This window comes from Mycobacterium sp. NPDC003323, from assembly GCF_053589535.1.
The window spans coordinates 117,061-140,027 of record NZ_JBSFSB010000008.1 but is presented as its reverse complement, the minus strand read 5'-3'; the positions used below and the strand labels follow the sequence as shown (position 1 = coordinate 140,027).

19 protein-coding genes are annotated in these 22,967 nt (G+C 68.1%); 6 read left to right on the top strand and 13 right to left on the bottom strand.

What is annotated here, in order from left to right; translation table 11 throughout:
• Positions 1 to 41 precede the first annotated feature (41 nt).
• Positions 42 to 1,049 (top strand): acrylyl-CoA reductase family protein, encoded by a 1,008-nt coding sequence (locus tag ACWDUN_RS19200; protein ID WP_449931414.1) that lies wholly within the window; start codon positions 42 to 44, stop codon positions 1,047 to 1,049.
• A 37-nt stretch (positions 1,050 to 1,086) separates the two neighbouring features.
• Here the strand turns inward: ACWDUN_RS19200 and ACWDUN_RS19195 are convergent, their stop codons facing one another.
• Positions 1,087 to 1,332, bottom strand: coding sequence for a hypothetical protein (locus tag ACWDUN_RS19195; RefSeq protein WP_449931412.1), 246 nt, complete (start codon positions 1,330 to 1,332; stop codon positions 1,087 to 1,089).
• Between the two features lie 235 nt (positions 1,333 to 1,567).
• Here ACWDUN_RS19195 and ACWDUN_RS19190 point away from each other — a divergent pair, with 235 nt between their 5' ends.
• On the top strand, positions 1,568 to 2,281 hold the full coding sequence (locus ACWDUN_RS19190) for a PucR family transcriptional regulator (protein ID WP_449931410.1): 714 nt from the start codon (positions 1,568 to 1,570) through the stop codon (positions 2,279 to 2,281).
• A 137-nt stretch (positions 2,282 to 2,418) separates the two neighbouring features.
• On the top strand, positions 2,419 to 4,410 hold the full coding sequence (locus tag ACWDUN_RS19185; protein ID WP_449931408.1) for a fatty acid desaturase: 1,992 nt from the start codon (positions 2,419 to 2,421) through the stop codon (positions 4,408 to 4,410).
• A gap of 10 nt (positions 4,411 to 4,420) precedes the next feature.
• On the opposite strand, the gene ACWDUN_RS19180 is transcribed toward ACWDUN_RS19185, so the two are convergent.
• The gene (locus ACWDUN_RS19180) at positions 4,421 to 4,615 is read right to left on the bottom strand and encodes an excalibur calcium-binding domain-containing protein (protein WP_449931406.1); all 195 of its coding nucleotides are present in this window, start codon (positions 4,613 to 4,615) and stop codon (positions 4,421 to 4,423) included.
• A 94-nt stretch (positions 4,616 to 4,709) separates the two neighbouring features.
• Entirely contained in the window at positions 4,710 to 6,416 is a 1,707-nt protein-coding gene (locus ACWDUN_RS19175; protein ID WP_449931404.1) for a cellulase family glycosylhydrolase, read from the bottom strand.
• 145 nt (positions 6,417 to 6,561) lie between these two features.
• Between ACWDUN_RS19175 and ACWDUN_RS19170 the strand changes: the two genes are divergently transcribed.
• Positions 6,562 to 7,347 (top strand): SDR family NAD(P)-dependent oxidoreductase, encoded by a 786-nt coding sequence (locus tag ACWDUN_RS19170; protein WP_449931402.1) that lies wholly within the window; start codon positions 6,562 to 6,564, stop codon positions 7,345 to 7,347.
• Positions 7,348 to 7,357: 10 nt separating this feature from the next.
• Here ACWDUN_RS19170 and ACWDUN_RS19165 read toward each other — a convergent pair whose 3' ends face one another.
• The 5 genes from ACWDUN_RS19165 to ACWDUN_RS19145 all read right to left on the bottom strand — a co-directional run bounded on the left by ACWDUN_RS19165 (position 7,358) and on the right by ACWDUN_RS19145 (position 14,972).
• Positions 7,358 to 9,121 carry a hypothetical protein gene (locus ACWDUN_RS19165; RefSeq protein ID WP_449931398.1) on the bottom strand — a complete coding sequence of 588 codons (1,764 nt, stop codon included), beginning with the start codon at positions 9,119 to 9,121 and terminating at the stop codon, positions 7,358 to 7,360.
• A gap of 119 nt (positions 9,122 to 9,240) precedes the next feature.
• Positions 9,241 to 11,058 (bottom strand): glycoside hydrolase family 15 protein, encoded by a 1,818-nt coding sequence (locus ACWDUN_RS19160; protein ID WP_449931396.1) that lies wholly within the window; start codon positions 11,056 to 11,058, stop codon positions 9,241 to 9,243.
• Entirely contained in the window at positions 11,051 to 12,433 is a 1,383-nt protein-coding gene (gene zwf / locus ACWDUN_RS19155; RefSeq protein WP_449931394.1) for a glucose-6-phosphate dehydrogenase, read from the bottom strand. The genes ACWDUN_RS19160 and zwf overlap by 8 nt, the downstream gene beginning before the upstream one ends.
• 68 nt (positions 12,434 to 12,501) lie before the next feature.
• Positions 12,502 to 13,917, bottom strand: a complete 1,416-nt coding sequence (locus tag ACWDUN_RS19150) for an APC family permease (RefSeq protein WP_449931392.1) — start codon at positions 13,915 to 13,917, stop codon at positions 12,502 to 12,504.
• Positions 13,914 to 14,972: a DmpA family aminopeptidase gene (locus ACWDUN_RS19145; protein WP_449931390.1), complete on the bottom strand. Its 1,059-nt coding sequence runs from the start codon at positions 14,970 to 14,972 to the stop codon at positions 13,914 to 13,916. The genes ACWDUN_RS19150 and ACWDUN_RS19145 overlap by 4 nt, the downstream gene beginning before the upstream one ends.
• Positions 14,973 to 15,093: 121 nt before the next feature.
• Between ACWDUN_RS19145 and ACWDUN_RS19140 the strand changes: the two genes are divergently transcribed.
• Together ACWDUN_RS19140 and ACWDUN_RS19135 are read left to right on the top strand one after the other, a co-directional pair.
• Positions 15,094 to 15,705, top strand: coding sequence for a TetR/AcrR family transcriptional regulator (locus ACWDUN_RS19140; RefSeq protein WP_449931388.1), 612 nt, complete (start codon positions 15,094 to 15,096; stop codon positions 15,703 to 15,705).
• Between the two features lie 229 nt (positions 15,706 to 15,934).
• Positions 15,935 to 18,151 carry a molybdopterin-dependent oxidoreductase gene (locus tag ACWDUN_RS19135; RefSeq protein WP_449931386.1) on the top strand — a complete coding sequence of 739 codons (2,217 nt, stop codon included), beginning with the start codon at positions 15,935 to 15,937 and terminating at the stop codon, positions 18,149 to 18,151.
• On the opposite strand, the gene ACWDUN_RS19130 is transcribed toward ACWDUN_RS19135, so the two are convergent.
• From ACWDUN_RS19130 to ACWDUN_RS19110, 5 genes are read right to left on the bottom strand one after another with little or no spacing between them, the layout of a single operon-like run.
• Positions 18,130 to 18,786 carry a phosphodiesterase gene (locus ACWDUN_RS19130; RefSeq protein ID WP_449931384.1) on the bottom strand — a complete coding sequence of 219 codons (657 nt, stop codon included), beginning with the start codon at positions 18,784 to 18,786 and terminating at the stop codon, positions 18,130 to 18,132. The genes ACWDUN_RS19135 and ACWDUN_RS19130 overlap by 22 nt on opposite strands.
• Positions 18,783 to 19,649, bottom strand: a complete 867-nt coding sequence (locus ACWDUN_RS19125; protein WP_449931382.1) for a glycosyltransferase family 2 protein — start codon at positions 19,647 to 19,649, stop codon at positions 18,783 to 18,785. Before ACWDUN_RS19125 ends, ACWDUN_RS19130 begins: the two co-directional genes overlap by 4 nt.
• Positions 19,646 to 20,563, bottom strand: coding sequence for a glycosyltransferase (locus tag ACWDUN_RS19120; RefSeq protein ID WP_449931380.1), 918 nt, complete (start codon positions 20,561 to 20,563; stop codon positions 19,646 to 19,648). Before ACWDUN_RS19120 ends, ACWDUN_RS19125 begins: the two co-directional genes overlap by 4 nt.
• Positions 20,481 to 21,719: a glycosyltransferase family 4 protein gene (locus tag ACWDUN_RS19115; RefSeq protein WP_449931378.1), complete on the bottom strand. Its 1,239-nt coding sequence runs from the start codon at positions 21,717 to 21,719 to the stop codon at positions 20,481 to 20,483. The genes ACWDUN_RS19120 and ACWDUN_RS19115 overlap by 83 nt, the downstream gene beginning before the upstream one ends.
• Positions 21,716 to 22,783 (bottom strand): glycosyltransferase family 1 protein, encoded by a 1,068-nt coding sequence (locus tag ACWDUN_RS19110; protein WP_449931376.1) that lies wholly within the window; start codon positions 22,781 to 22,783, stop codon positions 21,716 to 21,718. Before ACWDUN_RS19110 ends, ACWDUN_RS19115 begins: the two co-directional genes overlap by 4 nt.
• Positions 22,784 to 22,967: the final 184 nt, after the last annotated feature.

The following is a 22,967-nucleotide window of genomic DNA, read 5'->3' as shown; positions in this document are numbered from 1 at the left end:
GGCGACGATGAGTCGTGACCGTCCATCATCTAGGAGGCACCGTGGCACCTGCAGAGACCGACACGACGCGCGCACTGATCGCCGACTCGTCCGGACCCGACACGGTGCTGGAGGTCCGGTCGCTCCCGATCTCCGAACTCGGTGACGGTGACGTGCTGATCGCCGTGTCCTGGTCGAGCGTCAACTTCAAGGACGCGCTGGCCGCGAGCAAGGACGGCAAGGTCGCCCGCCTCGACCCGCTCATCCCGGGCATCGACCTGGCGGGCACCGTCGTCGACCCGGGTGACTCCGGTCTGGCCGAGGGCGCCGAGGTGCTGGTGCACGGTTACGACCTCGGCGTGGCCCATCACGGCGGCTACAGCGAGTACGCCCGCGTGCCGGCCGACTGGGTCGTCCCGCTACCCGACGGTCTGAGCCTGCGCGAGGCGATGACCCTGGGCACCGCGGGTTTCACCGCCGCGCTCAGTGTGATCGCGCTCGAAGAGCGTGGACTCATCACCCGGGACGCGGGGCCCGTGCTGGTCACCGGGGCCACCGGTGGCGTGGGCAGCGTCGCGGTGTCGATCCTGGCCGCGCGCGGCTATTCGGTCACCGCGGTGACCGGCAAGGCCGATGCCGCCGATTGGCTGCGCCACCTGGGCGCCGCGGAGGTGGTCGACCGTTCCGCGGTCGGTGATCCGAAACGGCCGTTGCAGAAGGAGTCCTGGATCGCTGCCGTCGACAGTGTGGGCGGCGAGACGCTGGCCGCGGTGCTGGCCTCGCTGCGTTACGGCGCGTCGGTGGCCGCGTCGGGCAACACCGGCGGAGTCGCGTTGCCCACCACCGTCTTTCCGTTCATCCTGCGTGGGATATCGCTGCTGGGCATCGATTCCGTGCAGTGCCCGATCGAGCGTCGCCGCGATGTGTGGGCCCGACTCGGACGCGATCTGCGCCCGCCACTGCTCGACGAACTGGCGGCCGACGAGGTCGGTCTCGACGAAGTGCCCACCGCACTGGAGCGCATCCGTGGCGGCGGCAACCGGGGACGCACGCTGGTACGGGTCCGCTGAACAGCGCGGGCGAACTAGGGTCCGGTAGGTGGACACGTCACCCCCACCCGGCGGTTCGCCCGATCTGCAGACCGTCGCGGCGGTGCTGCTCGGCAACGTCGCCGAACTGGCCGAGGACATGCTCGAGTATCTGGCGCGCCACATCCCCGAGATCGCCGCGGACCCAGAACTTCGGGGGCTGACCCTGGGCTCGTGCTCGTCGAACCTCGAGGCGGTGCTGTCGATGGTTCGTCTCGGTATCGACGCGACGGCGGCCGAAGCCCCGGTCACCGCGCTCGAACATGCCCGCGTCATGGCGTCACGGGGGCACAGCGTCGACGTGATGCTGCGGTTCTACCGCCTGGGCCATCAGTACTTCACCGGCAAGTTCGCCGACGTGCTCACCACATACCTGCCCGACCCGGCCCTGGCGCTGCAGTCCTTTCTCGCGGTGGAGCGGTTCGGATTCCAGTACATCGACCGGATTTCGACGCTGGTCTCCTCGGAATACGTCGCCGAACTCGATCGCCGGCAGAACCGTGACCGCGCCGAGCGCAGCGATGTGGTGCGCTCGGCGCGCCGCCGAGCGCATCGACCTGCGCAAAGCCGAAGCGGTGCTGGGCCATCCGCTGACCGGCGGTCAGCTCGGCTTCATCTGCTGGACCACCGACAGCAGTATCGACCTGCCGGGCGTGGCGCAGCGGTTCGCCGACCGCGTGCTGGTCATCACCGCCGGGCCGCGCACGGTGTGGGGTTGGACGGTGGCAGCGCCGGGCAGCGTCGCCGACGCGGCACCGCTGGGCGAGGACGTGCACCTCGCCGTCGGCTCGGTACAGCCGGGGTCCTCCGGTTTCCGCACCACGCATCTGCAGGCTCTGCGCGCCCGCCGCATCGCCGAGTTGGCCGAGCGCCCCGCGCCGTCTGTCACGGTCTTTGGCGACGTCGCCCTGGTCGATCTGCTGTCACAGGACCTCGATGCGGCCCGCGCCTATGTGCGGGCCGAACTCGGAGACCTGGCGCGTGCCGACGCGAAGAGCAGCGCCGAGCGGGCCGCGTTGCTGGCGTTCCTGTCCGCGCAGGGAAGTTTGAAGGCCGCGGCCGATGCGCTCGGCGTGCACCGCAACACCGTCCTGCAGCGCGTGCGCCGCGCCGAGCACCGACTGGGTGGGCCGGTCACCGCCCGGCTTGCTGAGGTGCATGCCGCCCTGCAGCTGTGCGACGTGCTCGCAGCATCGCTGTTTCACGAGAAGTAAGACTCATCCCGAGTGGCGCAGCGTCTGAAATGTGCGCGCCGCACATGAACAGGTGCTGAGACCTCCTTGTCGGCCCGCACGTCGCTCATTAGCTTTACGGGCACATCAACCCGATGCTGCGGAAAAGGACATACGCCGTGTCACTGACACTTGAGCACCCCGGCACCCCGGCCGCACCGCCCTCGGTGCCTGACACCGGCGAGCAGATCCCGGCGCTGTCCTGGCCGACGGTGGGGATCTTCACCGTCGCCGTCGCCGTGTTCGGCGCCTCGACGTGGGCGGCGCTCACGTCGGCGCTGCCGGCACCGGTGACCATCGCCGTCAGCGCCGCCGCCATCTTCGTGCTGTTCACCGTGCTGCACGACGCGTCGCACTATTCGATCAGCCGGCACCGCTGGGTCAACGTCGCCTTCGGCCGGGTGGCCATGCTGTTCGTCTCTCCGCTGATCTCGTTCAAGTCGTTCGCCTTCATCCACATCGAGCACCACCGCAACACCAACGACGGCGACAACGATCCCGACCATTTCGTCAGCGCCGCCCCCTGGTGGCAGCTTCCGTTCCGGTTCCCGCTGATGGACGTGCCCTATCTGCGCTTCCTGATCCGCAACATCGGCAGCCGGCCACGCGCCGAGGTCATCGAGACGGCGGTGCTGATGTCGTCCTCGGTGGCCGCGATCGTGGTCGCCGGGTCCACCGGCCATCTCTGGTTGCTCGCAGTGGTGTACCTGATCCCGGAGCGGGTGGCGATGTTCGTGCTGGCGTGGTGGTTCGACTGGCTTCCGCATCACGATCTCACCGAAACCCACCGCGGCAACCGGTATCAGGCCACGCGCAACCGGGTCGGCGCGGAGTGGATCCTCACCCCGCTGCTGCTCTCGCAGAACTATCACCTGGTGCACCATTTGCATCCCTCGGTGCCCTTCCACCGCTACGTCGCGGCGTGGCGGCGTAACGAGGCCGCCTACCTCGCCCACGATCCGGCCCTCATCACGGTCTTCGGTCAACAGCTCGACGCGCAGGAGTACCGGACGTGGAAACAGCTCAACGGCAAGCTCGCCCGCGTCCTGCCCATGCATGCCCCTCGCCGCGCCGGCGACACCCATACCGTGGCAGTACACCGCATCGACCGCCTCACCCCGGACAGCGTCCGGATCACCTTCGACGTGCCGCCGGATCTGCGCGACACGTTCAGATTCCGCCCGGGCCAACACCTCACCGTGCACCACCGCCTGGCCGGACAGGACATCCGCCGCAACTACTCGATATGCACCTCCGCCATGTCCGAGGAGCTCGCCATCGCCGTCCGGCGGATACCCGAGGGGCTGTTCTCCACCTTCGCCAACGACGATCTGAAGGCCGGCGACACCCTCAAACTCGCCCCGCCCGCAGGCAATTTCGGTGCACCGCTGGATCCGAGCGCGCGGCGCCACCTTGTCGCCGTGGCGGCGGGCAGCGGAATCACGCCCGTCATGTCGGTCCTGCAGAGCACCCTCGACGTGGAACGTGACAGCCGGTTCACCCTCATCTACGGCAACCGCACCGCCGCGTCGACGATGTTCGCCGCCGAACTCGACGACCTCCGGGCGCGGTACCAGGGCCGGCTACAGATGATCCACGTGCGCTCCGGCGACCGCGACGAGCCCGCGGCGCTGCGCGGCCGCATCGACCACGCTCTGGTGCGGCGGGTACTCGGAGCCGACATGGACGCCGTGGACCAGTGGTTCCTCTGCGGCCCGCAGGACATGGTGAAAGCCCTGCGCGACAACCTGATCGACGACGGAGTGGCTGCGCAGCGGGTGCATCTCGAACTGTTCGGGGCCACCACCGCGACCGCGCTGCGACACGATTCCCCGGCCGCACAGCTGACGGTCACGCTGCGTGGTACCGAACGCGAGGTGTCGCTGCAAGCCGGCGAGAGCGTCCTGGAGGCTCTGCTGCGCAACAAGATCGACGCCCCGTATGCCTGCATGGGCGGAGCCTGCGGAAGTTGTGCGGCTTCGATCACCTCGGGCGCCGTGGCGATGGACCAGAACTACGCGCTGAGCGCCGAGCAGGTGGACGCCGGACTGGCGCTGACGTGTCAGTCACGGCCGACGACACCGTCGGTGCGCGTCGACTTCGACGCGTGAGCGGTGCCCGTCAGGCCTCGCAGCCGATACCGTCCTGATCGCGGTCGAGGTGCGGGCCGTAGGTGTCGCTGGTCGACGGGATGTTCACATCACCGTTGTCGCGCGCCTCGGTGCAGTTCTGCCACGGGGCGGCGCCGGCAACGGGCGCGGCACCCAGCGCAACGGCGGCGATGGCGGCGACGGCAAAGACAATACGAGTGAGCACGGGTCCCCCTGTGAAGATACGAAGCAGGTTCCCCAACCCGGTTGGGATGCTAAAGCCGCCGAACCCGTGATCACAGCAAAAACTGTCGCCTGAGTTAATTCATTCGTTTTGCGGATCCTGCTTCGCCGCTCTTGTCCGTGTCACCGGGTGCGTCTGTGTCGTCGGCACCCTCGTCCGCCGCGGTCTCGTCATCGGGGCGATCGGTCTCGTCCTGCGCCTCGGCGTCCGCTTCGGTCGCCTCGTCGTCGGGTTCGGCGGCCATCTCGACCGTCTCTTCCGTCGTGAGGTCCTCATCGGAGGTGCCCCGCTCGACCGGCGCGCCCGCATCCTCCTCCTCGGGTGCCGCACTGTCCGCTACTGCGGAGTCCGTCGCACCCGATTCCCGGTCGGCGCTCTGCTCGCCGGCGCTCTGCTCGTCAGGTTTCGGCACCGCACGCTCGGCGGTATCGGTCACCGTCCGGCGATCCCGCGGAGGCTCCGATTCGCCGGGCTCATCGACCCGCACGGCGGCCACGGCGGAGTCGGGTGCGGCGGCAGTGCGGGCGGCGGTGGAGTTCACCCCGAGCACGTCGCCGACGAACCTCACCACAGTCCGTACCACCCGCCCGATCAGCTCGGGAATGAAGGCGATGGCGTCGCCCACGGCGCGGATGACCTGCTTGACGAACGTCACGACCGGATTGGCGGGATGGTGCGTCGGGTTGAGCTCTTTGATCAGCGCCGCCAGTACCTCGGCGGCCTCCTTCTGCGTCCAGTCCGATTGATACAGGCCCAGATTGTGGTCGGGATTGCTGTCACCGGTCTGCGTGTCACGCAGGTTGTAGAAAAACACCGGCCCGGCCCCCTCGACGGACTGCCAGGTGCGCAGCAGATCGGCGATGAAGGCGGCCTGCTGCGCCTCGGTGAGCACCGTGCCGTCGGCCAAGGTGGTCGTCGGCTGGCCGTACTCGGTGATCCACACCTTGAGTGCGCCGTCGCCGTGCTCCACCATCAGGGCCCGCATCTGGTCGAGTTGTTCGATCGGATAGTCGAAGTGCGGCTGGTTCTGCCCACCCGAGAACGGCATGCTGAACAGATACGGATGGTAGGAGATGGCGTCGAAGTAGCCGTGCGCCCCAGCGTCGTACATGCCCTGCAGGAAGTCGACGGGGCTCATGGTCGAGCCGTCCGGCCGGGTCGGGCCTGCGACCACCGACCCCGCGATGACCACCGCCGAGGCGTCCACCTGCTTGATCGCCTGGTAGCCGGCCTTGAGCAGATCGGTGTAGACCGCCGGGTCGACCGGATCCCAGAACAACGTCGTCGTCGGCTCGTTCCAGATCTCGTAGGCCGAGATCCTGCCGTCGTACCGCTCGGCGGCCGCTTTGACGAAGGCGCCCCACTTCACCGGGTCGGGATGGCCGGTCAACCCGCCCGCACCGGCCCAGTCCGGCGTGTACAGCATGGTGCCGAGGATGCCCATCCCGCGCTCATGCGCCGCCTCGACCATCTGGTCGACGCGGGTCCAGTCGAACACGCCTTCCTCGGCCTCCACGTCCGCCCAGAAGATCGCGATGCGGACGTCCTGCACACCGAGGCTCTGCATCGCCTCCAGCGTGCGTTCGACGTCGGTGTCGGACATGTAGTAGAGGTCGGCCCCCTCGGCGATCCCGACGGTGGAGGGTCGTTCCTCGATGGCGGCCACCGGGTTCACGGCGTAGCCCGCGGCTCGCGCCCGCGTCTCACCGACCCCACTGACCAGTGCCAGTACGCAGGCGCAGGTCGCCACGATGGCCGCGAGGCGATGGCGTTGTCGATGCACGGCGCGTCTCCTCCGCATGATCACTGCACGTCGGCAGGAGATTAGCCGACGCGGCGCTGCGGAGCGCCGTAATCGTCAGGCTGCGCAGAAGGAGCGGACATGACGGGCGACGCGTCTCGCATCCGTCGCGTTAGGGTCTTGCACCGTGACCGACGCGCCGAACACCGCCAACCCCTTCGATCTCACCGGGCATGTCGCCGTGGTCACCGGGGGCGGCTCCGGGATCGGCCTCGGCATGGCTCGCGGCCTGGCCCGCGCCGGCGCGTCGGTGGCGATCATCGGGCGCTCGATCGCCCGTCTCGACGAGGCCGCTGCAGTCCTGCACGAGTACGGCCGGCCGGTGCTCGCCCTGTCCTGCGATGTCGCCGACGAGCAGGCCGTGACCGAGACGATGGCCCGCGTCCGTGACGAACTGGGCCGCCTCGACTCCTGCTTTGCCAATGCGGGTGTGCGCGGCGAATTCACGCCGCTGCTGGACACCTCCCTTGCGGAGTTCAGATCGGTGACGAGCGTGGATCTCGACGGTGTGTTCCTCACCCTGCGTGAGGCGGCGCGGCAGATGATCGCGGCAGGCCGCGGCGGAAGCCTGGTCGGAGTGTCCAGTCTCGGTGCCCGCCAAGGCATGCCGCGGCAGGTGGCGTACGCCGCGTCCAAGGCCGGTGTCACCTCGATGATGGACAGCATGGCCGTCGAGCTGGCCAAACACGGGATCCGGGCCAATACCGTGCAACCCGGCTGGTTCGACACCGACATGACCTCCGAGGGGCTCGCCGATGAGCGGTTCAGCTCGCGCGTGCTGCCGCGGGTACCGGTGCGACGGTGGGGTACTGCCGAGGATGCCGCCGGAATCGCGGTGTACCTGGCGAGTTCGGTCAGTAGCTACCACACCGGTGACGTGTTGCGCCTCGACGGCGGCTACCTGAAGTTCTGACGCCGCCCGGTCAGGGGGTGACCAGGATCCCGTCGTCGGAGGCCGCCTTCAGCAACTGCTGGATGGTCAACTCCCCGTAACCGGTGTGCACGGTGCCCCGACGGGTGCCCAGCCACGGCACCACGCCGGGATCGGTGTCGACGTCCAGGTGATAGGCCTGCACGCCCATCAGGTGGTACTGAAAGAAGTTGCCCAGGAAGTCCACCGCGAAGACGAGGCTACCGATCAGGCTCTTACCCCACATCGCCGCGGAGTTGACGAGCGGGTTCATCGCCTCCCGGTCCCCGATCAGCACGATCGGACCGTAGTGTGGTTTGGCGCCGCCGGTTGGCACATACGGCGGGAAGAACGGTTGCAGCCCGGGCAGATCGGTGGCCATGAAGGCGACCGGGCTGCCGTACTGGGCGATGTTGACGAAGTTGGAGTCGGCGCCGTTGCCCGCGGCCCTGGTGTTCATACCGGGTGACTCGAATCCGATTCCGGCCAGGCCGGTGCGCTGCGCGACGAACTGGGCCTGCCACCCGCCCAGTGAGTGGCCGGTGACGAAGACGTCATCGGCGGCGTAGCCCTGCAGAGCGGCCTCGTCCTGCACGCGTCGCGCGAATCGCAGCGCGTCGTAGAAGGCCAATGGTGTTGTGCCGGTGAGGATGACCTGCATGTCGGCGGCCAGCTGGGTCAGCGTGATCAGAGGATTGACCAGCAGGTTCGTGCCACCGGTGGTGCCCTGATAGGCGATGATCACCTGACCTTCGGGAGTCACCCACGCCTTGCCGGACATGCCGGAGAAGATGTTGGTCGACTGCAGCTGAAAACCGTTGACGGTGAAGGGCACCATGCCGCCGGGGATGGTGCCCCAGCCGTACGCCGCCGTCGACGCGTTGAGGAACTGTGCCACCGTCGGGCTCGGCCGGTCCGTCGGACCGGTATAGGTCATCGACGGCAGCACCGGCTGCACCGCCGGTGTCCGGTGCAGACCCACCAGCCGTTCGATCTCGCGGAACGCCGCGAACAGCAGGTCGTTGATCGGCGCGATGTTGAACGGGCTGCGCGGTCCGGTGACGGCCGCGGTGAAGTCCAGGAACTGCAGGACGGCGTTGACGATGCGGCCCGGGATCTCCAGCAGCGTCGCGATCGGTGACAGCGGTTTCGGTGGCGTCGGCGTGGTGACCTCGACGGCGGCCGCGCCGAGCGTCGCGGGGATATTCGGCGCGACCGGTGCTGTGGTCGCTGTGGACAGCGGGGCGGGGCCCTCGAGCAGCCCGACCGCCGATCCGCTGCTGTGCACGGTGCGCACGGCGGGGACCGAACGCTGCACGGGGCGGTTGATGACGACCTCGTCACGGTCCGGATCGGCCTCCGGAGCGGGTGTCGGATCCGGCTGTGTGACAACGAGTGACGGCTTCTTCGGGCCCACGGTCGGGGTGGGCTGCTGATCGGGTGTCGGTTCGGGTTCCTCGGTGACCGGAGTGTCGCCACCGGGCTCGGACGGGTCGTCCGGTTCGGCCTCGTCCTCGTCCTCGGGCTCGGTCGACTCCTCGGGCTCGGTCGAGTCCTCGGGGTCGGGCCGGGCGGGCGACTCCGCACCGCGGGAAGGTTCGGTGGCCGAGTCGTTGTCGGCGGTCCGGTCGGCCGTGGACTCGCCGGCCGCCGAAGTGGATCCGTTGTCGGTTTCCTGTGCCCAGGCCACCTGGACCGGCGCGACGGCCAGGCCGGTGCACACCGTGACCACAGCCAGGCAGTACCGCAGCGATCTGGCCTTCCGGCCCGATTCCATCCGCCCGGCAGCCTCCATGGCCGACCCCCCTACCCCTTCGCCCGACGCTGACAACGTGCGATGTCATGGTGAGGGTAGCCAGCGGGCGCAGGCTGGAAGTCGTTTTCGGCAAGGACGGTCTAACCGTCGAGGGCCCGATCCAGGTTGATGGCCGCGCTGATCAGCGCCAGGTGGGTGAACGCCTGCGGGAAGTTACCGACCTGGTCACCGGTGGCGCTGACCTGCTCGGCGTAGAGCCCGACGTGATTGGCATAGGTGAACATCTTCTCCAGCGCCAGCTGTGCGTCGGCGAGCCGGCCCGCGCGGGTGAGCGCCTCGACATACCAGAACGAGCAGATCGAGAACGTCCCCTCCAGACCGTCGAGACCGTCGGTGCCCGGCTCATAGCGAAAGACGAGGCTGTCGGTCACGAGATGCTTCTCTATCGCGTCGAGCGTGGACAGGAAGCGGGGGTCGGCCGGCGACATGAACTTCAGCATCGGCATCAGCAGGAGTCCGGCGTCGAGGTCCTCGCCACCTTCCACCCGGGTGAACGAGTTCAGGTCGGCATTCCACGATTTCGTCATGATCCGGTCGTAGATCTCATCGCGGGCTCTGGACCAGGCCACCAGATCAGCGGGCAGCCCCCGCTGGCGGGCGATCCGGATCGCCCGTTCGATCGCCACCCAGCACATCAGCCGCGAGGTGGTGAAGGGCTGTGCCTCGTCGCGAATCTCCCACATGCCCGCGTCGGTCCGGTCCCAGTTCTGCGCGACCCAGTCGACGATATCGGTGATGTCACACCAGGCGTCGTGGCTGATACCGGGGCCGTGTTTGTTGAACAGGTAGACCGAGTCGATGATCTCACCGTAGATGTCGAGTTGCAGCTGGTGCGCGGCCGCGTTTCCGATCCGCACCGGTTTCGAATCGCGGTGCCCGGCAAGATGATCGAGCTGCTGCTCTTCGGGCAGGTTGCCGTCGATGTCGTAGAGTACGCGCAGCGGCCCCAGCCGACGGTCCCCGGCCCCGTCGTGGCTGCCCATCCGTTCCGACAACCACCGGATGAACTGCCTTGCCTCATTGAGGAATCCGAGTCGGAGCAGCGCGTACATGCTGAATCCCGCATCACGGATCCAGACGTAGCGGTAGTCCCAGTTGCGGCTGCCGCCGACCGGTGCGGGCAGGCTGGTGGTGGGCGCGGCGATGATCGCGCCGCTCGGCTCGTGGGTCAGCAGTTTCAGGGTGATCGCCGAACGGTGCACCGTCTCGCGCCAGCGCCCGGTGTAGCCGGATGTGGACACCCAGTTGCGCCAGAACGAGACCGTCGCGTCGAACAGCGCCTCGGTGCGGTTCATCGAGTCGGTGCTGACTTCGTCGCCGTCGGCCAGCATCTCCAGCACGAACAGCGCGGTGTCACCGGTGCTCAGCGTGAAATCTGCTGTCACGAAACTGTTCTCGTCACTGTCCTCGATGTCCAGGTCGGTGGAGGCGATCAACCCCAACCGCACCCCGTCGCCGGTGATCAACACCCCGGCACCGGCGTGCTCGGCGGTGCACGACTGGCGCGCATAATCGGGACGGGCGTCCAGGCGCATCCGCAGCCGCATCGTTCCGCGCACCGCCTTGACCCTGCGCACCAGGCGCTGCCGGTGATCCGGTTCGTCGGCTGTCAGTACCGGCATGAAGTCGTGGACCTCGACCACCCCGTCCTCGGTGAGGAATCGGGTGATCAGCACGGCGGTGTCCGGATAGTAGAACTGTTGGGTGCGCGTCACCTCGGTACAGGGCGTCAGCCGCCAACTGCCGCCCGACTCATCGTCGAGAATCGCGGCGAACACGCTGGGCGAGTCGAACCGCGGGGCACAGAACCAGTCGATGGTGCCGTCGGTGCCGACCAGCGCACAGGTCCGCAGATCGCCGATCAGTCCGTGCTGGGCGATCGCGAGCGGTTCACTCATCGGGTAACCGCCAGCCGGTGAGCGCGAGCGCCGCCTCGGGGCCCCACGTGCCGGGGCGGTAGACGTGCACGGGCGGCGGCGCGTCGAGCACCGGTTGGCACACCTGCCACAACCGGTCCACCTCGTCGCCGCGGGTGAACAGCGTCTGATCGCCCCGGATGACATCGAGCAGCAACCGTTCGTAGGCCTCCAGGCCGACGCCCGCGGGGTCCAGCCGGCCGAGATCCACATCGATCGGTTTGAGTGTCAGATCGGGCCCCGGACGTTTCACGGTCAGGTGCGCCTCGACGGCCGGTGGGTTGTCGAGTTCGAGGACCAAGGTGTTGGGTTCGGCCTCGAACAGGCCCGACGCCGGAGTCCGGAAGGTCAGCGTGACGGTGCGGCGGGTATCCCCCATCGCCTTGCCGGTGCGCAGGTAGAAGGGCACGTCGCGCCAACGCTCGGTGTCGACGAAAGCCTCCAGCGCGACGAGGGTCTCCACCTGCGAGTCCTCGGCGACGTCCTCTTCGTCGCGATAACCCTCGTACTGCCCGAAGACCACCCGCTCGGGGTCCAGCGGACGCATCGCCTCGAACACGCGTGCCTTGGCGTCGCGCAGCGACACCGGATCGATCTGTTGCGGGGCCTCCATGGCGACGAAGCCCAGGACCTGGCACAGATGCGTGGTGATCATGTCCCGGAAACAGCCGGTGGACTCGTAGAAGCTGCCGCGGCCCTCGACCGTCAGTTCCTCGGGCACGTCGATCTGCACCGACGCCAGGTGTTCCCGGGTCCATGCCGGTTCGATCAGCCGGTTGGCGAAGCGCAGCGCCAGCAGGTTCTGCATCGCCTCTTTACCGAGGAAGTGATCGATGCGGTACACCTGATCCTCGGCGACGACATCCTTGAGCGCGGCATCGAGTTCCCGAGAAGACGACAGGTCGGTGCCGAACGGCTTCTCGACCACGATGCGTGCGTCTTCGACGAGTCCTTCGCGGCCCAGCATTCCGATCATCGATTGCATCGCCGTGGGTGGCACGGACAAATAGATCATGACGCGGCTGTCATCACCGAGTCGTTGCCGTGCATCGCGGACAGCCGCGGCCAGCTCGCTGCCGTCGTCGGAGTCCGAGGTGTGAAAATCGATGCGCGCCAACATGCCGGACAGCACTGTGGGGTCGAGATCATCGACACCGTCGCGCAGCGCGTCGGCCACGATATCGCGGAACTCGCCCTCGGGTGCGTGCCGGCCCGAGCCGATGATGGCGTAGTCGTCGGGCAGCCGGGCGTCGGCGGCCAGTCGGTACAACCCGGGGAACAGTTTGCGTGCCGCGAGGTCGCCGGTGGCACCGAAGACCACGAACACCTGTGGTGGCAGCCGATCGTCCGCGGTCATACAGCGAGGCGGTGATCGGTCAGTTCACAAAAAAGCACACAGCCTTGATGCCCACGAACGGGTGTCCGCTAAACGCCCACCTGTCCACGCGCCGCACTCGGTCGCCACAGCAGCGCACCGAGCACCAGCCCGACGAACGGCACGGCGGCCAGGATGGTGCTGACCGTGACACTGCCGCCGGTGACGAGGGTGAAGTTCGACAGCACCAACCACAGGCTGCCGAGCAGTCCGAGGACGGCCAGTGCCGGTGCGATGCGGGTCTGCCACGGCCGGCCATTGCGCAGGTCGGGGTTGCGCACGAAGAAGACCAGCACCGCGATCGAGGTTGTCAGCATCAGCAGCACCATCCCGACGGTGGCGACGCCGGCCATCGACCCGAAAACACCGACCAGCGGGTCGATTCCGAGAAGCGCCAGCACGGCGACGATGATCGCCGCGGTCACCGTCTGCACCACCGACGAGAACGCCGGCGACCGGTGCCGATCGTGTACGGCGCCGAGGCGGTCAGGCAGCAGACCCTTGCGGGACAGTACGAACTGATAGCGCGCGATCACATTGTGGAACGACAGCACGCAGGCGAAAAGGCTTGTCAGCAGCAGGATGTTGACCACGTCGCGACCGATCCGGCCCAGTGCGGCGTCGGTGGTGTCCAACAGCATGTTGGCCTCACCGTCGAGGGTCTGCTGCGCGGTGGCGGTGACGTAGTCGGGGCCGATGGCGACGACGAACGCCCACACCGTCAACGTGTAGAACGCGCCGATGAGGATCACCGCGGCGTAGGTGGCGCGCGGAATGGTTCGCTTGGGGTCACGTGCCTCGTCCCGGAACACAGCCGTGGCCTCGAAACCGATGAACCCGGTGAGCGCGAACAGGATCGCGATCCCGATGACGCCCTCGGTGAACACACCCGGGGAGAAGGACGCGAAGGTGATACCGGCCGGGCCGGGGTCGGCGACGATGGCCACGTCGAGCAGCACCACGATGCCGATCTCGAGGGCCAGCGCCACGCCGAGCACCTTGGCGCTCAGCTCGATGTGGCGGTACCCCAGTACGGCGACGATGGCCAGCACCGCGAACGAGTAGACCGGCCAGGGAATCTGCGGGCCATCGTAGAACGCGACCGTGTCGCCGATGGCCCACCCGATATAGCCGTAGATGCCGACCTGGATCGCGGTGTAGGCGATCAGCGCCACGACCGCGATGCCCTTGCCCATCCGCTCACCCAGACCGGTGGTGACATAGGAGAAGAAGGCGCCCGCCTCGGGGACGTACGGCGTCATGGTCACGAAGCCGACGCTGAACAACAACAACACCAGCGACGCCGTGAGAAATCCCACGGGAGCGCCCGCGCCGTTGCCCAAACCCATCGCCAGCGGCATGTTGCCACCGATGACGGTCAGCGGGGCGGCCGCCGCGACGACCATGAAGACGATACCGACGGGGCCGAGCCTGCCGGTCAGGCCCCGACTTTCGGTGCTGGTCATGAGTTCTCCTTCAACGCCGCGGTGAGCTGGTTGTGGTCGATGGCGTGCACGGTGTAGCCGCGGTATCCGGTCACCGTCTCGGCGGCCACCATGGCGTTGACGATCGCCTCCTCGGTGGCCTCGATGGTCAGGTCGAAGAGCAGATCCATCAGCTGCGGTCCGACCATGCGCAGCGGGATCTCCGGCGCAACCGTGGTGACGTCCTCGACGACCCCGTACGGCGGGATACCGCGGTTACCGGTGGAGAACGCCAACATCAGGTCACCGCTGTACTGTTCGCCGGTGCCACCGAGCCGGCCGACGGCCAGTGCCGAGCGCTGGGCCAGCCGCTGACACTGATGCGGCAGCAGTGGTGCGTCGGTGGCGACGACGACGATGATCGATCCGGAGCCCGGTGCGTAGCCCGGGGGGTATGCCGGCAGCGGCACGTCGGGCTGGGTCACCGGAACCCCGTTGATCCGGAGGCGTTCGCGGCGGCCGTGATTGGCCTGGACCAGCACGCCGACGGTGTAGCCGAGCCGGCGGGATGCGGTGCCGATACCGCCCTTGAACTGGTGGCAGATCATGCCCGTTCCGCCGCCGACATTCCCCTCGGCGACGGGCCCGTCGGAGGCGTTCTCCAGCGCCGATCGGACGTGTTCGGTCCGGACATGGAAACCGTTGATGTCGTTGAGGAATCCGTCGTAGGTCTCCCCCACCACCGGTAGCGACCAGTACACGCCGTCGCCGCGGACCCGGACCTGTTCGGCCACCAGCGCGTCACGCACCACGCCCACACTGTGGGTGTTGGTCAGCCCGATGGCGGTGGTGAGTTCGCCGGATTCGCGGATCCATTCCAGGCCGGTGAGTTCACCGCTGCCGTTGAGGACGTGGGATCCGGCGAACACCGGTTCGGTCCAGATGTCCTCATGTGGGATGACGACCGTGACGCCGGTGTTGACGCCCGCACCGGTGACGGTGGTCTGACCGACCCGCACCCCGGGTACGTCGGTGATGGCATTGTGCGTCCCGGTCGGGTGTTGACCGATGCTCACGCCGAGATCTCTGGCACGCATTCGTTCCGCCTCGTTCACAGTTTTTTTCCTTATTGGAAAAGAACTATGCGCCCGCGATGTGCGCTGCGCAACAGGAACGGCAAAATAGGTACGCCCGAATTCTTGAGAGGAGCACGCGTCGATGGCTCGTCCCAACCGCCAGGAGGAACGCCGTGGTGAGATCCTGGATGCGGCCATCGCCGTCATCGAACGGCACGACCTGGCCACGCTGAAGCTCGCCGATGTGGCCGCCGAGCTGGGGCTGACCACCAATGCGCTGCGCTACTACTTCAAGGACATGACGGCGCTGCTGTCCGAACTCGCGCTGCGCTCCGACGTGCGGTTCTACGAGGCGCGCCTGCAGATCGGGGCCCAGACCGATGATCTGCGCACCCAGCTCGCGCTGACCATCGCCGCCGGCCTGCCGTCCGGACCCGAGGACGCCGAATGGCGCGCGATCTGGCGCGCGGTGCTGGCCGCCGGCTTCGAACTCCACCAGCGCCGCGACGTGCAGGCCATCTACCACCGCCAGGTCGGTCTGTACGCCGATCTGCTCACCACAGGATCCGAGGCAGGGGCGTTCCGGCTGGGTTCACCGGCCCGCGATATCGCGATGACGCTCATGGCGATGGAGGACTATCTCGGCTATCGCATCGTGGCGCGCGATCCTCTGGTGGACCGGCGCACCGCCCTGCGACTGATGCGCGAATACGCCGAACTGGCGACCGGCGTCGGTTTGCCCGACACGCTCTGACCGTCTCGTCGGAAGTGAACGTCCGGGTAGGTCTCCACGTACGTCTGGCCGTCCATCGCCACCATGGGTGACGGCGCCGCGCTGCTGCTCGCCGCCATGCCTTTCGATTCCTGACCGCGTTGGGGACGCGCGCACCCACATCGGGTCTGGTGATCGCGTGCAGCGGGTTGCCGGAGACTGGCGCCGGCCCTACTGTGACGCGGACCACCCCCGATCGAGGAGGCCAGGCGTGACGGTCGAGCAGAAGGTCACCTACTGCCGGATCTGCGAACCGCTGTGCGGCCTGATCGCCACCGTCGAGGACAACCGCCTGATCTCGCTGCGCCCGGACAAGGATCACCCCCTCTCCCAGGGCCGCGCCTGCCCGAAGGGCATCGCGTTCACCGATGTCCAGAACGACCCCGATCGCGTGCTGCATCCGTTGCGCCGCCGCCCGGACGGCACCTTCACCGAGGTGAGTTGGGACGAAGCGCTCGACGATATCGCCGCCCGACTACGCCGCGTGCTCGACGAGCACGGTGGCGGTGCCGTCGGCGAATACCTCGGCAACCCCGCGGCGTTCGGGTACGCGGCCAGCCTGTGGTCGGGCCTGTTCATGAAGCGCATCGGTGCCGGCCACCTGTACTCGGCCGGATCGCAGGACATCAACAGCCGGTATGTGGCCAGCAAGCTGCTCTACGGCGCCGCCACCCAGATCCCGTTCCCGGACCTGCCGCGCACCGACTTCCTGTTCATGCTGGGCGCCAATCCCCTGGTCTCACACGGTAGTGCGCTGCGGGTGCCGCGGATCAGGGATGACCTGGCCGCCATCGTGCGCCGCGGTGGCCGCGTCATCGTCGTGGACCCGCGACGCACCGAGACCGCCGCGGCCTACGAACACGTGGCGGTGCGGCCCGACTCGGATGCCTGGCTGATGTTGTCGATACTGCACGTCGTCTTCGCCGAGGGACTCGAGGATCGCGCCGCGATCGCGGCGCACTGCACCGACATCGACACACTGCGGGCGTTGTGCGCGGACTTCCCGCCCGAGGACACCGCCGCGCGCACGGCCGTCCCTGCTGCCACGGTCCGCGCACTGGCCCGCGAATTCGCCACCTCGCGAACGGCTGTCGCGTACGGGCGGACCGGGGCCTGCCTCGGACACCACGGCACACTGGTCAGTTTCCTGATCGACGCGCTGAATGCGGTGACCGGAAACCTGGACCGTCCGGGCGGTGCCCTGATGTCGCATCAGGTGATACCGGTCGAGGAGTTCGGCGAGAGGTCCGGCGCCTTCAGCTACGACACCAAACGATCCCGGATCGGCGATTTTCCCGATGTGTTCGGTTCCTTCCCAGCGGCCTTGATCGCCAGGGAGATCACCACGCCCGGTGCGGGACAGCTGCGCGCGCTGTTCGTGTTCGCCGGCAACCCGGTGCTGTCGGTGCCCGACAGCGTCGCGCTGGAATCGGCACTGGGGCAACTCGATCTGATGGTGTCGCTGGATCTGTACGTCAACGAGACCAACCGGCACGCCGACTACATCCTGCCGGGTACCACGTTCCTGGAACGCGATGATCTCCCGATGGCCTATGCGGCGTGCTGCCCGACGGTGTTCATCCAGGGCGCCGAGCCCGTGGTGCCCGCCTACGGGCAGGCGCGGCCCGAGTGGGAGGTCTTCGAAGACCTGGCGGCCCGGATGGGATTGTCATTGTTCGCCACCGGACCGATGGCCCGGCTCAACCCGCTGCTGCGCCGGCTGGAGCGTCGCGGGCTGCGCATCACGCCCCGACGGATGATGCACGCGCTGCTGCGCATGGGGCCCTACGGCGACCGGTTCGGATTACGTCGCGGCGGGCTCAATCCCGCACGGCTGCGCGCCAATCCGCACGGCATCGTGCTGTCCGAGCATGCGCCGCACGGCGTGCTGCGCACCGTCATCACGCACGCCGACAAGATGGTGCACCTGGCGCCGCCGGAGATCGTCGCCGAGGTCGACAGGTTGGGCCACGCCCCCGGTGTGAGCGCCGACTATCCGTTGCTGGCCATCGGTATCCGCGAATTGCGTTCGCAGAACAGCTGGATGCACAACAGCCCGATCCTGATGAAAGGTGATCGCCGCCAGCGCGCAAGGATCAATCCTCTCGACGCCGATTCCGCCGGAGTGCCCGATGGCGGCCGGCTGCGCGTCGTCTCAGCCACCGGCTCGATCGAACTCGAAGCGCTGGTGACCGACGAGGTCGGCCCCGGCACCATCGCGATCCCGCAGGGCTGGGGGCACCGCGGCGGCGGCTGGCGGCTGGCCAACGCGAACCCGGGTGTGAACGTCAACGAGCTGACCTCCGGCCGGCCCGAGGACCTTGAGGCCCTGGCCGGCATGTCGGTCCTCAACGGCATCGCGGTGCGCGTGGAGGCGGTGCGCCGGCCGGCCGCGGCCCCGGTGCTTCACTCGGCGTCGCGGCCCTGACGACTGCCGCGATAGGCCCGACGGCGCAGCGCGGTCAGCCAGCCGGGCAGCAGCGTCACCCCTTCGGCGTGATTGAGCGTCGGGTCGAACGCGACGTCCTCCGGCCACTCGGTTTCCAGGTCCCGGTCGAACTCGAGCACCGCCAGCGGGGTGAACGCCCCGGTGCCCTCGGCCTGTTCGATGCTGACGACCACGGGCTGCTGGTTCAGGCGCCGCCGGAGTTCGTCGACATCCAGCCCGGCGAACGACCTGGGCGACGTCACCTGCGCGCGCAGCCAGTACATCCGGTCCCGATACCCGAACGGCATCAACGTCGAATAGTGCGCCGCGGACCAGGACGTGCTCGGGGACAGCACCAGCCGACCGATCGAGGACACCATCAGCACGTCCCACGGCTGCGTGCCGACCTGGGACCGCCACGCCAACCCGGCGAAATCGGGCAGTCCCCCGGGTGTGCCGATCCCCTTTGAGATCCGGCCGATCACGTCACCGTCACTCACCGGCAGACCCCGGTCCGGGTCGGCGGTCCGGGTGATCCGGCCGCGGCACAGCAGACCGACGGGGTGGAACAGGCGGGCGTCGCGGATGGCAGCACCGGCGCGGAACGGCAGCGCCGTCACCTCTGAAGCTCTCATGTCTCCCGGGTGCCCGCGCCGGTGCGAGCCAAACCCGCCCTCGACAGCAGCGGGCAACCCTGTTGGTCGCGGCCGATCAGGCCCATCGCCTCGAATTCGCACAGCCAGCCGTCCATCGGCCACCATCCCCACCGGCGATGGAAGATGCGCGCATTGCGCACGATGTCCTCGACGTGTTCGACCGGCGGCTTCGACACCGGGTGGTACTGGTGAAATGCCGGGGCACCGCCGACCCACCGCAGCGGCACATTGCGTACGGCCGCGGTCTGGGCGAAGTCGGTGTCCTCCCCGCCGTAGCCCTCATACCGTTCGCAGAAGCCACCGATCACCTGCCAGGTCGGCGCCGTCACCGCGAACGACAATGACCAGAACAGCGTGTAATCGGTGCCGGGCAGGATCTGAGCGCTCGTCGGCGAGGGACGCGCCGGGTGCGGGGAGGCCAGGGTGTCCAGGCCCTCCTCGGGATAGCCACGTGGCCCGGGTGGCGGCAGATAGGACACCGGACCGCAGAGCAGCGCGTCGGTGTGCGCCGGGTCGCCGGCCACCCCGTGGTAGCGCCGCACCAGCGTGGGACCGGGAATGCAGTCGACGTCGAGGAAGATGAGCAGCTGCGCCCCGTCATCCAAAGCCGTTGCGGCGCCCAGATTGCGGGCCCGGGCTATCGGCAGCCGCCTTCCGGGCGCGTCGCATTCCACGATCGAGGTGCGCAGCGGCGCGTCATCGATCTCGGATCGCACGTCGGGGTCGTCCACCGCGACGATGACGTGCAGATCGGGAGTTGTGATGCCCGCAGCCAGCCCGACCCGCTGACGCCGTAGGTGTGCTCGCCGGCCGTGGACGGTGGTGATCACCGCCGTCTTCACGCCGGCACCCGCCCTCGACACTGTCGGGCCGTCTCCTCGATCACGGCGGCCGCGCGCGCGGCGGCGCCCTGCACCCGCCAGCGTCGCCACTGCCGGGTGTCGATTGCCCTGGCACGGGCCAAGAGCTCCGGCCAGGCCTGCGGTTTCGGCCACCCCGGGCTGACTGCGGCCATCCGGTGGGTGTCCAGGACCGTCGCCGTGGTGACCTGCTCGTCATGCGGCCGGATCTGCGGGATGACGACGGCGGGCCGTTCGGCGGCGGCGATATCGGCGATGCTGTTCTGCCCGGCGTGGGTGACGATCACGTCGGCGGCAGTCAGGTGCGGCCACGGGTCGGCGATCCACTGGCCGTGCCGACCGCCGAGCCATGTCCAGTTCTGCGCTGTCGGCGCTTCCGGTGGCGGTCGGCTCATGCCTTCGGCACCCGACAGCACGACGATCTGCGATCCCGGCGGCTCCTGTGCGCGGGGTCGACCGTCGAAGCGGCTGATACCACCGACGTAGACGGTCTTGTCGTCATGTGGTTGCAGCCATGTCGGTACCCGAAGCTCTCTCGGCCAGGCCGCGATGATCCGATCGGCGATGGTGTGCACCAGTCGGTGCGGTGCATCGGTGCGGGTGCCCGGTAACGCGACGACCACGACGGGTATCCCCAGCAATCGCACGAAGGTGGCTACCTCGACCGACACGTCGACGACGACGGCCTCGGGCTGCGCGGCGCGTACCCACTCGGCAATGGCCGACATCCTGGCGCTGTAACCGGCATCCAGGTGCGGGGCCCAATGCAGCCCGCCGTGCGCGGTCGGCTCGTGGACCGTCGCGGCCTGATCGTCACGCGGAAGCTCGATGATCTCGGCGAACGGATTCTGCTGCGGTACCGGGCGACTGCTGAGCACCGTCACGGGTCGTGACATCTGTTCGGTGATGCTCATGGACCTGGCCAGATGCCCGTAGCCGTGATGGTGCACGTAGTAGCCGATCATCGTCTCCGCCTTCGGGATGGCTGATCATGGTGGTGTACAGCGCCAGATAGGTCTGCACCATCGCCCCCTCGGAGCAGTGGTCGATGGCCTGTCGGCGCACCTGCGCGCGGGGCAGTGTGATGACCTCGCCGATCGCGTCGGCCATCGCCGCGGGATCGCCCGGTGGCACCAGGCGCCCGGCCGCCGGGGCGAGCATCTCGCGGATACCGCCGCGGTCGAACGCCACGACCGGCGTTCCGCACGACATCGCCTCGGCGACCACCAGGCCGTACGGTTCGTCCCACATCGGGGTGACCAAAGCCGCTGCGGCAGAACCCACCAACGTCATCAGGTCATGGTGGTCCAGGTGCCCGGCGTAGCTGATGTCATCGTCGAGTTCGGGCGCGACGGCACCGGCGTAGTAATCCGGATCGGAAATCGGTCCCGCGATCACCAGCGGCAGGCCGGCGCGACGCGCCGCCGCGATGGCCAGGTGGGTCCCCTTCTCCGGGGTGATCCGGCCGAACCAGACCAGGTGGCGCCCACCGGGTCCCAGCCGCCACGCCGAGATGTCGACGCCGTTGGGGACCACGTCGATATCGGGCGCCACATGACGCCAGGCCGCGGCGGTGTGCCGGCTCACCGCCGCCAGCCGGGTGCCCGCGCAGCCGCCGGTGGCCAGCGCGGACTCCAGCCATGGTGTCGGCGGGGTGTGCACCGTGGTGAGCATCGGAATGGGCAGCATCGGCGCCATCGCCACCGGCAGGTGATGCAGGCTGTGGTTGTGCACCACGTCGAATCGTCGGTCACCGGTGCGCGCGAGGTCGAGCATCAACATCAGGTACGCATGGTGGTCGGTCATGAAGGCGTCTGCGGGCATCGACGTGTCGGCGCGCGCGGCATCGGACAGGTGCAGTTCGCGGACCGTCAGCGCGTCACACGTGAGCGCCGCATCCGAGCCCTGGGCCGCATAGAGGGATACCTGATGACCGCGCCGGACCAGCGCCCGGGCCAGATGCCACACGTGCGCTTCCAGGCCGCCGGCGAAGGGCTGCCGGATGGGATGGCGGTTGGAGGCGATCAAAGCAATGCGCAGCGCAGCTGTCACGCCAGCACCTCCCGGTACACCCGTTCGTGGGCATCGGCGATGGCCACCCGCTCCTCCCGGCGGACCGCCCAACTGGTCTCGTGTTGTGTGACACCGGCATTCCGGTTCCGGTAGGTCTGGACGACCGATCGGTGCAACGAGTCCGGATCGAACTTCTGCTCGTCGAAGCCGAACACCTCACAGTTGCGTTGCTCCCGGTAGAACCCGCAGCTCGGGGCGATGACCTGGGTGCCCAGGTCATGGCAGGCCTCCAACCAGCCCGAATGGGTGCCGAACCGGTACGGCAGCACCGAGACATCCAGCGATTCCAGGTAGTCCCACAGCTCGTCGTCGGTGAAGTAGGGGTGTACACGAACCCGAACATGGTCGTGCCGGTCGTACTCCAGCAGCGAAGCACCCGTCTTTGGGGCATACCAGTGGTTGCCGGGATCGAAGATCTCGTCATGCACGTCGATCTGCAGGGTCGCGCCGGGCAGTGCCGCGACCGTCTGGGTGAGGGTGTCCAGGATCGCGAGCGGATCCATGTTGGCGCGCAAACTTTTCACGTGCACCCCGACCACGAACTCCGACCGCTGCGTGCGGGGACGCTCGATACGCGAACTGGACAGCACATGCGGATGCGGTAGCACCTGAGCGGGGCGGCCCCACCGGTCTTCGACCAGGTCGGCCGCGCCGGGCGTCAACGTCAGGATCCAGTCCGCGGCCTCGGCCAGCACGTCCTGCTGCTCGCGGTGCGGTGACAGGCCGGGATAATGCGGATTGCGCAGATCGTGCACGGTGTACACCAGCGGTTTGCGGTGCGCCTTGAGTTCGGCGACGACGCCGGCCAGCCCCTTCGGATCGATCGAGTCGAAGCCGAAGTGGACATGAAAGACGTCGAACAGGTGATGGTGTGCGCTGACCCACCCGGGCTCCAGCATGAGCGGCGGCCACCAGCCCCCGGGCACCTTGCGGCGGTCATCAGGGATCGGATCGCGCAGTCGCACAACATTGTCCAGTCCGCCCGGCTGGGAAAGATGGCGTACATACACGTGCGACGCAGGCACGGAGGCAACACGCAACATAACTCTCCTCGTGATGAAGACATGACCGGGGCAGCCCGATGGGCCTGCCGTCCCGCACTTCTCAAGGAGGGCTGCTGACGGGTTACCCAGGCCCCGGGTACGGAAAACCGAATCAAGGGAGACGTTTAGCGCACCGAGGTTTAGTGCCCCACGAGGCCGGTAATGCCATCGCTGCCGAAGTGTT

Bases quoted from the DNA above. Each gene is read 5' to 3' on its own strand.
- ACWDUN_RS19110 (WP_449931376.1), bottom strand. From the start codon at position 22,783: ATGTTGCGTGTTGCCTCCGTGCCTGCGTCGCACGTGTATGTACGCCAT.
- ACWDUN_RS19130 (WP_449931384.1), bottom strand. From the start codon at position 18,786: ATGAGAGCTTCAGAGGTGACGGCGCTGCCGTTCCGCGCCGGTGCTGCC.
- ACWDUN_RS19160 (WP_449931396.1), bottom strand. From the start codon at position 11,058: ATGAGTGAACCGCTCGCGATCGCCCAGCACGGACTGATCGGCGATCTG.
- ACWDUN_RS19145 (WP_449931390.1), bottom strand. From the start codon at position 14,972: ATGCGTGCCAGAGATCTCGGCGTGAGCATCGGTCAACACCCGACCGGG.
- ACWDUN_RS19120 (WP_449931380.1), bottom strand. From the start codon at position 20,563: ATGTCACGACCCGTGACGGTGCTCAGCAGTCGCCCGGTACCGCAGCAG.
- ACWDUN_RS19165 (WP_449931398.1), bottom strand. From the start codon at position 9,121: ATGGAATCGGGCCGGAAGGCCAGATCGCTGCGGTACTGCCTGGCTGTG.
- zwf (WP_449931394.1), bottom strand. From the start codon at position 12,433: ATGACCGCGGACGATCGGCTGCCACCACAGGTGTTCGTGGTCTTCGGT.
- ACWDUN_RS19195 (WP_449931412.1), bottom strand. From the start codon at position 1,332: ATGTTCGAGCGCGGTGACCGGGGCTTCGGCCGCCGTCGCGTCGATACC.
- ACWDUN_RS19140 (WP_449931388.1), top strand. From the start codon at position 15,094: ATGGCTCGTCCCAACCGCCAGGAGGAACGCCGTGGTGAGATCCTGGAT.
- ACWDUN_RS19150 (WP_449931392.1), bottom strand. From the start codon at position 13,917: ATGACCAGCACCGAAAGTCGGGGCCTGACCGGCAGGCTCGGCCCCGTC.